A 7694-nucleotide genomic window follows, 5' to 3' on the forward strand; every position below is an offset into this window, starting at 1 on the left:
CAGACCGCTCACGACGACAGGTGTGACAGGAATTCAGGAATGGAGGCCGCCCGCCCCGTCCCTCCAGGCGGCGGCCCCCTCTAAGCCTTCGCGACCTTACGAACCGCCGGCCTTCTGCAGCTCGCTCAGCGCCATCTCCGCCTTGCGCTTCACGTCCGTGCCCTCCGCGGACGCCTCGATGACGATCTTGAACTGCTCCGTCGCCAGGGCCGGGTCGCGGTCGCGCGAGATGTACGCCGACAGGTACAGCTCCTCCACCTTCTTCTGCAGCTCGTCCAGGCCGTCGCGGGCGCGCGAGTCACCCGGGTTGAGGCGCAGCGCCTCGCGGAAGCTGCGGCCCGCCGCCGGGTACTCCTTGCGCTTGAAGGCCGCCTGCCCCGCCGCCACGGACGCGGAGGCCAGCTCGTTGTCCAGCGTGTCGCCCAGCGAGCCGTTGAAGCCGATCTGCCGGTACACCTCCGCCGCGCGCCGCAGCGGCTTCACGGAGGCCTCCAGCGAGTTGTTCTCGTACTTCTTCTGGCCCTCTTCAAAGGCGGAGCGGAACTGGGGGATGAGCTTCTTCAGGTTGCGCGCGCGGGCCTGGATGTCCGCCTCGCCGCGGTACTTGTCCATCACCCGGTCCACCTCCAGCGTCGCGCGCTGGAAGTCCCCGCCGTTGAAGCGGCGCTCCACGTCCTGGAAGGCCTCCGCCACGAACTCCGCGCGGCGCTGCTTGGCGTTCTCCGCCGCCACCGCCTGCCGGATGCCGGCCTGACGCGCGGCCTGCGCCGCCTCCTTGGCCAGGAGGGCCTCCAGGTCCGCGAGCTTCTGCTCGTAGAGCGAGCGCATGCCCTGCGGCAGCTCCGCGATGAGCGTGCGCGCGTCGTCCGGCCGGCGCTCCGCCAGCGCCGCGTCCACCAGGCCCAGCGTGTACTTCTGCTCGCCGGCCTCCAGGTCCTCCTCCAGCTTCTTGCGCACGTCGTCCGTGCGGGCCATGCCCTGCGGCGTCTCCGCCAGCTTCTGGCGCGCCTCCGGGTAGCGGTTCTCCGCCATCAGGGCGCGCACGGTCTGGAAGGAGTCCAGGATGTCCTGCAGCTGCTGCGCGGCCTTGGCCACGCCGTCCACGTCGATGCCCACGCGCAGCTTCTCCGCCTCCTGGGCGAAGCGCACCGCGTCCACGTACTCGCCGTCGCGCACCTTGTCGCGCGCACGCTGCATCAGCTCCTGGGCGCGCGCGAGGTTGGGGTCCACCGGCGGCTTGGGCGGGGGCTGGTTCCCCTTGGACAGCGCCAGGCCCAGGATGAGGAAGAGCAGCAGCACGCCGCCCACCGCCGCGCCGACCTTCATCTTGAAGGTGGGCTTGAAGCCCTCGCGCGCCGACGAGCGCACCGGACGCGGACGGGGCACGCCCGTCTTGCGCGCCTTCTCGTCGCGCATCAGGTCCGCGAGCTTGTAGTTCGCGTTGGTCTTCTCATCCAGGCGCGGGTCCTTCTTCTCCTCCTTCTTTTCCGCCTTCTCCTCCGACTCGCCGGACTCGGCCTTGGCGCGCATCTCCTTGATGAGCTCGCCCTCGTCCACGAAGCGCAGGCGCGTCTTGCCCACGGAGATCTCATCCCCGTGCTTCAGGATGCACTCGTCGACCTTCTGGTCGTTCACCTGGGTGCCGGAGATGCCGCCCAGGTCGCGCATCACCACGCCGCTCTCGCCGTAGACGAGCTCCAGGTGGCGGCGCGACACCGTCTGGTCGCCCAGGGCGAAGTCGCAGTCCTTGCTGCGCCCCACCACCATGCGCACGCCCTTGAAGCGCTTCTTGCGCCCCTTGTCCGGGCCGTCCAGCACCAGCATCAGCACCGGCGGGCCGGCGCGCGTCGTCTCCGAGTTGTCCTCGTCCTCGGCGGGCTCCTCCGCCTCCGGGCGCACGTCGTCGATGGAGGCCACCCGCGTCTCGCCGGTGCGCGAGCGCACGGGCTCCGCGTCGCCGTACAGCTCCGGATCACCTCCGTCCTGGCTGTCCTCGCCAGAGAGCGGCGCGGACCAGTCTTCCTCCGGCACGGCGGAGACGCGGCGCGAGCCGCCCCCTCCGGAAGCATTGGGACGGCGGTCCGCCGTCGCGCCCCCGGCCGAACGGCCGGTGCCTGAACGCGATGACGGTGAGGGACGGCGAGGAGGCATGGGTGGGTCCAGGTTGAAGCGGCCAGCATCTTAGAGCGCCCACCGCACGGTGGGAATGCGCTCCGGGCGTTCCTTTCAGGGAAGACGGGCCCGGTCCGGTTCGTTGGCCCGCACGCCGTCCCGTCTCCGATGTAGGTTTCCTCCATTCCCGTTCCCTCAAGCGCCACGAGCCACCCCATGCCCCGAGCCCTCGCGTCCTCCCGGCGCGCCCGTCCCGCCCAGCTCGCCCCGCCAGCCGCGAGGCAGGCGGCCGCCTCCCCGCTCCTGCCCCCGGGTCTGTTGGAACGTCTGCTGGCGGAAGCCATGGGCCGGGGCGCGGACTTCGCGGAGGTGTACGTGGAGCGCACGTCCACCACCGCCGTGGTGCTGGAGGAGCAGCGCATCCGCAGCGCGCAGGTGGGCCTGGTCCAGGGCGTGGGGGTGCGCGTCATCGCCGGGGCCAAGGTGGGCTACGCCTACTCCGACGACTGGGAGGAGGCCGCGCTCGTCCGCGCCGCGCGCACCGCGGCGATGATTGCCCAGGGCGGCGGCTCCGAGCGCGCCTGGCCCATCAAGCGCGTCCCGGTGCCCAGCCACTACCGGGTGGGCCAGCCGCTGGAGGACGTGGCGGTGGCGCGCAAGACGGCGCTGCTCACCCGAGCGGATACGGCAGCCCGCGCCTTCGACTCGCGCATCCAGCAGGTCAACGCGTCCTACGTGGATCAGACGCGCCGTATCGCCGTGGCCAACACCACCGGCCGCTTCAGCGAGGACACGCAGGACCAGTCCCGCATGAGCGTGCACGTGGTGGCGCTGGGGAAGAACGGCGAGCGGCGCACCGGCATGTACGGCAGCGGCGGCCGGGTGTCCTTCAGCTACTGGGACGGCGTGACGCCGGAGTCCGTGGCGGAGGAGGCCGCGCGCCAGGCCATCGCCACGCTGGGCGCGGTGGACTGCGTGGCCGGGCCGCAGACGGTGGTGCTGGCGCCGGGCTGGAGCGGCATCCTGCTGCACGAGGCGGTGGGCCACGGCCTGGAGGCGGACTTCATCCGCAAGGGCACGTCCCTGTTCGCGGGCAAGCTGGGGGAGAAGGTGGCCTCCGACCTGGTGACGGTCATCGACGACGGCACGGTGTCCAGCGCGCGCGGCTCCATCAACATCGACGACGAGGGCGTGCCGGGCGAGCGCAAGGTCCTCATCGAGAACGGCGTCCTCAAGGGCTACCTCTATGATCAGCTCAACGCGAAGCTGATGAACCAGCGCTCCACGGGAAGCGGCCGGCGCGAGTCGTTCAGGAGCCTGCCCCTGCCCCGCATGACGAACACCTTCCTGGCGCCCGGAGACCACGCGCCGGAGGACATCCTCAAGGAGGTGAAGCGCGGGCTGTACTGCGCCACCTTCGGCGGAGGTCAGGTGGACATCAGCAACGGCAACTTCGTCTTCGAGGTCAGCGAGGCCTACCAGATTGAAGACGGCAGGCTGGGCCGCCCGGTGAAGAACGCCATCCTGATTGGCGTGGGGCCGGAGGCGCTGAAGAACATCACCCGCGTGGGCTGCGACCCGATGCCGGACCCCGGCATGGGCGTCTGCGTGAAGGACGGGCAGATGATGCCCGTGGGCGTGGGCCTGCCCACCGTGCGCATCGACAACGTGACCGTGGGCGGAACGAAGGTCGGCTGAGGACTAACGTGAACTACGAACAGCTCGCGAAGAAGGTCGTCCAGCGCGCCGTGAAGAAGGGCGCGAAGCAGGCGGAGGCGTACCTGGAGGTGGGCCGCAACAGCAGCGTGCGCGTCCGCGAAGGGCAGATCGAGGACCTGACGGAGGCCACCAGCAAGGGCCTGGGCATCCGGGTCATCGTGAAGGACCGGCTGGGCTTCGCGTACACGTCCGACTTCACCCCCGCCGGCCTGGAGCGCGTGGCGGACCTGGCCGTGCAGCTGGCGGAGGCGGCCGCGCCCAACAAGCTCAACGGCCTGCCCGGCGCGAAGGACCTGGGCAAGCGCGGAGACACCGGCATCCTCTTCGACCCCAAGGTCGCGAACCTGCCCGGGGACTGGAAGATACAGGCGGCGTTGGAGGCGGAGCGCGCGGGCCGGGCGCAGGACACGCGCGTCGTCACCTTCGACTCCGTGTCCGCGGGCGACTTCGTGGCGGAGGTGTACCTGGCCTCCAGCGAGGGCGCGTCCGGCGGCTACTCCGGCACGTACGTGTACCTGGTCGCGGTGCCGGTGGCGTCCCAGGACGGGCAGCTCCAGACGGGCTACTGGCTGGACTACAAGCGCTTCCTGGACGACCTGGAGTCCCCGGAGTCCATCGGCCGCGAGGCCACGAAGCGCGCCGTGCGCATGCTGGGCGCGAAGCCGGTGAAGACGCAGCAGGTGCCGGTGGTGTTCGACCCGCTGGTGGCCGCGAGCTTCGTGGGCAACCTGTCCCAGGCCGCCAACGGCAACGCCGTCTACCAGCAGTCCAGCGTGCTCGCGCCCCACCTGGGCAAGCGGCTCGCGGGCAAGCACGTCACGCTGGTGGATGACGGCCTCTTGCCCCGGGGCCTGGCCACCGCGCCCTTCGACGGCGAGGGCGTCCCCACGCGCCGCACGCCCATCCTGGATCAGGGCGTGCTGTCCGGCTTCCTCTACGACGCCTTCACCGCGCGCAAGGCGAAGGCGCGCACCACGGGCAACGCGTCGCGCGGCTACAGCGCGCTGCCGGGCATCGGCACCACGAACCTCTACCTGGAGAAGGGCACGAAGACGCCGGAGGAGCTGATCCGCGAGGTGCCCCAGGGCCTCTACGTCACGGCGCTTTTGGGCCACGGCGCGGATCCGGTGTCCGGGGACATGTCCTGCGGGGCCAACGGCCTTTGGATCGAGAACGGTGAGCTGACGCACCCCGTGCAGGAGGTGACGGTCGCGGGCCACCTGCTCCAGATGCTGAAGGACGTGGACGCGGTGGGCAGCGACCTGCAGTTCCGGGGCGGCAGCGTGGGCGCGCCCACTGTCCGCTTCCGACAGCTCACGGTCTCCGGCGCGTAGCCAGCGCCACGCGGTCGCCTAGGCTCGCGGACCTCTTTCCCACGGCAGGAGGTCCGCCCCGCATGGCCGCGAAGTCCGCCCGCAAGTCCGCTGCCCCCCGCTCCAAGTCGGCCACGCCGCGCAAGCCGCGCCGCAAGAAGGCCGAACCGAAGTCGCGGGGCCTGAGCGCGGCGGAGGTCGCGAGCGAGTCCGTGGCCTTCCCCGACGCCCTCCTCCAGGCCGTGCGCGAGGACGGCGGCGAGGTGCTGTCCGTCTACCGCGACCCACTGGGCGGACACCCCGTCGTCTTCGCCGTGCTCCCCATCGACAAGGTGGAGCCCACGCCCTACCAGCGCGACCTGTCCGAGCCCCACGTCAAGCGGCTCGCCACCGCCATGGAGCGCCTGGACCGCTTCCTCGACCCCGTCATCGCCGTGCGCGTGGACGGCCGCTACTGGACGCCCAACGGCAACCACCGCCTCAACGCCAGCAAGCTGCTGGGCGCGAAGTCCATCGTCGCCCTCCTCCTGCCGGACGAGGACGTGGCCTATCAAATCCTCGCCCTCAACACGGAGAAGGCCCACAACCTGAAGGAGCGCTCGCTGGAGGTCATCCGCATGGCGCGGGGCCTCGTGGGCGCGAACCGCCCGGGCAAGGAGTCCGCCTTCGCCCACCTCTTCGAGGAGCCCTCCTTCCTCACCCTGGGCGCCGCCTACGAGAAGCGCCCCCGCTTCTCCGCGGGCGCCTACCACCCCTTCGTCAAGGTGGTGGACGGCTTCCAGGACGTGCCGCTGGCGGAGGCCATCGCCATCCGCGACGCCCAGGCGGACCGGCTCCTGGAGCTGGACGACGCGGTGGTCGCCGTCGTCAACGCGCTGAAGGAGCGCGGCCTCCAGAGCCCCTACCTCAAGAACTTCGTCGTCGCCCGGCTCAACTTCCTGCGCTTCCGCAAGGACGGCCCGCCTCCCACCTTCGACTCCACCGTCAGCCGCATGCTGGCCAGCGCCCGCCGCTTCAACGTGGACAAGGTGAAGCGCGAGGACATTGGCCGCATGGGCGGCGGGCCCCTGGAGCCGGACGAAGAGGGGGCTTGAAGGGAATGGGGATTGCAGGGCCGTGTTGAGAGAGGCCCCGTACTCCCATGACATCTCCCACGGTCCTGGTCGTCGACGACGACCGCGCCAACCTTGATTCCGTCGCCCGCATCTTCCAGCGGGAAGGCTTCGCCACCTTGTCCGCCGCGCAGGGCACGGAGGCGCTGGAGATGCTCCGGCGCCCCGAGGTCAGCGTCATGGTCACCGACCTGATGATGCCCGGCATGGACGGCCAGGAGCTGCTCAAGGCCAGCCGCGCCATCCGTCCGGACGTGGAGGTGGTGCTGATGACCGCCTACGGCACGGTGGAGACGGCCGTGGCCGCCATGAAGGACGGCGCCTACGACTTCATCACCAAGCCCCTCAAGCGCCACGCCCTGGTGAAGGCCGTGCAGAAGGCGCTGGAGAAGCAGGCGCTCGTCCAGGAGAACACCTCACTCAAGGCGAAGCTCGCGGAGATCAACCCCGCGGGCGGGCGCGCCATGGTGGGCCAGTCCCCGGCCTTCCGCGCCATGCTGGACACCATCCGCCAGGCCGCGCCGTCCACCGCCACGGTGCTGCTGCTGGGCGAATCCGGCACCGGCAAGGAGCTGGCCGCCCGCGCGCTGCATGAGCACTCCGCCCGGGCGAAGCAGTCCTTCGTCGCCGTCAACTGCGGCGCCATCCCGGAGAGCATCCTGGAGGCGGAGCTCTTCGGCGTGGAGCGCGGCGCGTACACCGGCGCCGTCTCCCGGCGCGAGGGCCGCTTCGAGCGCGCCCACGGCGGCACCCTCTTCCTGGACGAGGTGGGCGAGATGCCCCTCTCCGCGCAGGTGAAGCTCTTGCGCGTGCTCCAGGAGGGAGAGCTGGAGCGGCTGGGCGGCACGCAGACGGTGAAGGTGGACGTGCGGCTCGTCGCCGCCACCAACAAGGACCTGCAGAAGGAGGTCGCCGAAGGGCGCTTCCGCGAGGACCTCTACTACCGCCTGCACGTGGTGGAGATCCGCGTGCCCGCGCTCGCGTCGCGCCGCGAGGACATCCCGCTGCTGGCGGAGGCCTTCCTGCGCCGCTTCTCCGCGAAGAACGGCAAGGTGCTGCGCGGCTTCTCTCCGGACGCCCTGAACGTGCTGGAGAACTACGCGTGGCCGGGCAACGTGCGAGAGCTGGAGCACGCCGTGGAGCGCGCCGTGGTGCTGGCCCGCACGGACGTGCTGGAGGCCACCGACCTGCCGGAGTCCGTGCGCAAGGGGCCGCTGGGCTCCGCCGGACAGCTGGTCATCCCCATCGGGACGCCCATGGAGGAGATTGAGAGGCGCGTCATCCACGAGACCCTGCGCCACACCCGGGGGGACAAGACGCTCGCCGCCCGCTTGCTGGGCATCGCCGCGCGCACCATCTACCGCAAGCTCGAGCGCGAGCAGGGCGGCCCGGACGCACCTCCGAACTCCCCGGCGGCCCCCCCCTCCCCGCCCACCAG

The 7694-nt window shown here is 71.0% G+C and carries 5 protein-coding genes; 4 read left to right on the top strand and 1 reads right to left on the bottom strand.

The features are described 5' to 3' along the window. Positions 1 to 96: 96 nt before the first annotated feature. The gene (locus tag D7X96_RS30685) at positions 97 to 2151 is read right to left on the bottom strand and encodes an FHA domain-containing protein (protein ID WP_120548064.1); all 2055 of its coding nucleotides are present in this window, start codon (positions 2149 to 2151) and stop codon (positions 97 to 99) included. Between the two features lie 177 nt (positions 2152 to 2328). On the opposite strand from D7X96_RS30685, the gene D7X96_RS30690 reads away from it, so the two are divergent. The 4 genes from D7X96_RS30690 to D7X96_RS30705 form a co-directional block, all read left to right on the top strand. Then, positions 2329 to 3810, top strand: a complete 1482-nt coding sequence (locus D7X96_RS30690) for a TldD/PmbA family protein (RefSeq protein ID WP_121771368.1) — start codon at positions 2329 to 2331, stop codon at positions 3808 to 3810. A gap of 8 nt (positions 3811 to 3818) precedes the next feature. Further along, positions 3819 to 5165 carry a TldD/PmbA family protein gene (locus tag D7X96_RS30695; RefSeq protein WP_121725361.1) on the top strand — a complete coding sequence of 449 codons (1347 nt, stop codon included), beginning with the start codon at positions 3819 to 3821 and terminating at the stop codon, positions 5163 to 5165. Between the two features lie 62 nt (positions 5166 to 5227). Then, the gene (locus D7X96_RS30700; RefSeq protein ID WP_120548061.1) at positions 5228 to 6238 is read left to right on the top strand and encodes a ParB/RepB/Spo0J family partition protein; all 1011 of its coding nucleotides are present in this window, start codon (positions 5228 to 5230) and stop codon (positions 6236 to 6238) included. A 47-nt stretch (positions 6239 to 6285) separates the two neighbouring features. Continuing rightward, positions 6286 to 7694, top strand: a 1409-nt coding sequence (locus D7X96_RS30705) for a sigma-54-dependent transcriptional regulator (RefSeq protein WP_147468435.1), incomplete at its 3' end; no start/stop codon positions are given.

Source organism: Corallococcus interemptor, from assembly GCF_003668875.1.
GTDB classification, from domain to species: Bacteria; Myxococcota; Myxococcia; order Myxococcales; family Myxococcaceae; genus Corallococcus; species Corallococcus interemptor.

Bases quoted from the DNA above. Each gene is read 5' to 3' on its own strand.
- D7X96_RS30685 (WP_120548064.1), bottom strand. From the start codon at position 2,151: ATGCCTCCTCGCCGTCCCTCACCGTCATCGCGTTCAGGCACCGGCCGT.
- D7X96_RS30690 (WP_121771368.1), top strand. From the start codon at position 2,329: ATGCCCCGAGCCCTCGCGTCCTCCCGGCGCGCCCGTCCCGCCCAGCTC.
- D7X96_RS30700 (WP_120548061.1), top strand. From the start codon at position 5,228: ATGGCCGCGAAGTCCGCCCGCAAGTCCGCTGCCCCCCGCTCCAAGTCG.